Source organism: Dokdonella sp. (assembly GCF_049593775.1).
GTDB lineage: Bacteria > Pseudomonadota > Gammaproteobacteria > Xanthomonadales > Rhodanobacteraceae > Dokdonella.
In genome coordinates, this window is the sequence record NZ_JBAWHJ010000270.1 from 1 (window position 1) to 3,026 (window position 3,026).

A 3,026-nucleotide genomic window follows, 5' to 3' on the forward strand; every position below is an offset into this window, starting at 1 on the left:
GGGCAGGTACGTGTTGGCTTCTACCAGAGTCCAGTTTGGCATGTCGACTACGCATTGACGGAGAAGGGTGTTGTGGCCAGCGCCGTAGACAACCACGACACGATCTCCTGGTTCGACGATCTGTGCCAGTCTTGCGCAAATCTGAATGTTGCGCATTGTCCATTGACCGACAAGTTCGGCGCCTGGCTGGTCAGTGCCGCTACCCATAGGCAGCAGCTTCATGTAGAAGCTGGAATCGTCTCGAATGGATTGAGGGCTATTCAGCGAGATCAGCAGCTCGCCAATACTTGATGTGCGCTGGCTTGCACTGAACGCCTTGATCTTTCGCGCAGTGTCATCGTGCGCTTGCTGCAGTTCCGCAGATCGGCCAGTCTTGCTTGCATAGGCTTGTACTGTTTCGTAGGGAAAGTTGCCGTCCGCATCGATTCCCTGCACATTGGCAAGATTCATTTTTTTCGCAAGGCGAAATGCGACCTGGTCTATCTCGTTTCGGCTTGTTTCGCGTTTCCCGTCCAGATAGTCGCGGTAGGCGGGAAGTGCACGTGCCGGTTTTTCGTCAGCCTCCCATTCGACGGCAACCCGGGTTGGCTTGAATCGCGCCAGGCTATCTACCACTTCCTGCAGCTGCTCCTGGCGATGAGGAGCCAGTACATCGTCGGCCTCCATGTTGTGAATGTCCTTGCCGGGATTGGCCATGTGGTAGGTGCCGAGGATCATGATTTCAACCGGCGCTTCGGCTCGGACAGACGCTGCCAGTACAAGGCCCATCGACAATGTTACGCACAGGTGCATGGCAATTTCCCGCTTCAAAACCATTCAGATGCGGGATGCCCGGGATTGGTTGAAGCTGACGGAAAATCGCCGCCAGGAAGAGGCATGGCCCGCGTTCTCGTCCGAGCTGTCTTGCATTGGCGGGCGATGGGAAATCACGAGTGCTCGTGCATGGCCCCTTTCAGACGCGCTGCCATCGACCGCGGCAGCACGGATCAGACCGGGGCGGTGGCCGCGATCGTCTAGTGAGTGGGTGCGTGCCGTCCCAAGCGGGCTATTGGCGAAGCAACACTCGAACCAGGGCGATTCCGAGCGCGGCGGCCAGCAGTGAGCCCATCACATGGAGCGCGACCATGGCGCCGGCCCAACCCCATTGCTGGCGCAGCAGATGATTGAGCGTTTCACCCGTGAACGTCGAGAACGTGGTCAAGCCGCCCAGGAAGCCGGTAGTGATCGCCAGCCGCCACTCCATCGGCAGAGTCTGGAACTGATCGAGCATGCCGAGCACCACACCCATCAGGAATCCACCGATGAGGTTCGCCACGAGTGTTCCAAGCGGAATGCCAGGCCAGGCGGCATCGAGAGCAAGGCCGAGCGACCAGCGTGCCAACGCACCTATTCCCGCACCACCGGCAACCGCGAACGCGGAAGACAGGTTCATGCCCGATCCCGAATGGGCGGCGTTGTGGTCTTGTCCATGCGTTCAATCTTAATCGATGCCGGGTGGGATGACTTGCATGGTGGCAATCCGTAGCATGCACGGACTCTACATCAAGCGAATCCTGCCATGACTTCCGTCGGCGCACAGCGCAGTCGCCGCCTGGCGCCGCTGCTCGGCGCGCTGGCCATGTTCGGTCCGTTTTCGATCGACACGATGTTCCCTGCGTTTCCGGCGATCGCCGCGCAATTGCAAGCCAGTCCGCTGGCCATGCAGCAGACGCTCAGCGTCTACATGATTGCCTATGCGCTCATGTCTCTGTTGCACGGGCCGTTGTCGGATTCACTAGGGCGGCGCAAGGTGATTCTCGGTGGTGTTGCCGTGTTTGCGGTTGCGTCGGTGGGTTGCGCAATGTCGACGTCGATCGGGGAGTTGCTTGCCTACCGGGTCATCCAGGGCTTTTCGGCAGGCTCCGGCATGATCGTAGGCCGCGCCATCATCCGTGATTGCTTTGAGGGGCCGGCCGCACAAAAACTGATGTCGACGGTCTCGATGATCTTCGGTGTCGCACCTGCCATCGCCCCTATCGTCGGTGGCTGGGTCATCGCCTACGCGCGCTGGCCAATGATTTTCTGGCTGCTGGCAGCCTTTGCCGGCGTACTCTGGATTGCCTGCGTGTTCACGTTGCCGGAAACCCATCCGCCGGAGCGCCGGCTACCGCTTTCGCTCGGCAGCATGGCCAAGGGCTACAGGCATATCCTTTCGGACCGTGCTTTCTTCCCGCTGGTCTGTGCCGGGACATTTGGCTTCAATGCCCTGTTCGTCTACATTTCCTCGGCGCCAGCGTTTGTTTTGAATCTCCTTGAGCTCAACGAACAGCAGTTTGCCTGGCTATTCATTCCCGCCATTGGCGGACTCATGTTCGGCTCGTTTCTTTCCGGGCGGACGGCAGGGCGGCTCAGCGCAGATGCGACGGTCAGACTTGGCTATTCGATCATGCTGGGTGCTTCAGTCATCAACATCAGCGCGGCTCTGCTTCTGCCCAAACCCATGGTGCCGTGGTCGGTGCTGCCGCTGGGTCTGCATGCGATGGGTATCGGTATCGCGTTCCCGACCTTGACCCTTCAATTGCTGGATCGGTTCCCGTCGCATCGCGGGGGAGTGTCCTCGCTGCAGGCGTTCTGCAGCTTGGTGATCAGCGCAGCACTGGCAGGGGCAATCTCGCCGCTGGTCTCGGATAGCGCATTCAAGCTTGCGGCGACAGCCGCTGCCATCACGGTCTGCGGATTCATTGCCTGGCGTCGATTCCGTTACATGGAACGGAGTCAGTCGGTAATGGCCAGCGTCACTTCCTGAGCAATGCAGGCTGGTTACGCGGGCGGAGTTGCTGCCGTTCCGCCGAGGATGTTTCGTAGCAGGGTGAAGATTTCGTCCTTGGTGCCGATCACGTTGATCTGGAAGTCACGGGGGAAATCCGTACCGAGATTGACAGCATAGGTGAGCCCGAGGTCGTTGCCGTCCTCGTCAAAGCGGTTGAACGTTTCGACCTTGCCGACATAGGCGATGCGGTTTGCATCGAGAAAGCGACCATCAGGAA

The 3,026-nt window shown here is 59.5% G+C and carries 4 protein-coding genes; 1 reads left to right on the forward strand and 3 read right to left on the reverse strand.

Annotated features, from left to right (window positions below; genetic code table 11):
* A partial coding sequence (locus WBP53_RS09650; protein WP_423928335.1) for a DUF5694 domain-containing protein occupies positions 1 to 792 on the reverse strand: 792 nt, incomplete at its 3' end.
* 253 nt (positions 793 to 1,045) lie between these two features.
* Positions 1,046 to 1,432 (reverse strand): fluoride efflux transporter CrcB, encoded by a 387-nt coding sequence (gene crcB, locus WBP53_RS09655; protein ID WP_423928337.1) that lies wholly within the window; start codon positions 1,430 to 1,432, stop codon positions 1,046 to 1,048.
* A 126-nt stretch (positions 1,433 to 1,558) separates the two neighbouring features.
* Here crcB and WBP53_RS09660 point away from each other — a divergent pair, with 126 nt between their 5' ends.
* Positions 1,559 to 2,785 carry a multidrug effflux MFS transporter gene (locus tag WBP53_RS09660; RefSeq protein ID WP_423928339.1) on the forward strand — a complete coding sequence of 409 codons (1,227 nt, stop codon included), beginning with the start codon at positions 1,559 to 1,561 and terminating at the stop codon, positions 2,783 to 2,785.
* Positions 2,786 to 2,799: 14 nt separating this feature from the next.
* Here WBP53_RS09660 and WBP53_RS09665 read toward each other — a convergent pair.
* On the reverse strand, positions 2,800 to 3,026 hold a 227-nt coding region (locus WBP53_RS09665; RefSeq protein WP_423928341.1), incomplete at its 5' end, for a hypothetical protein.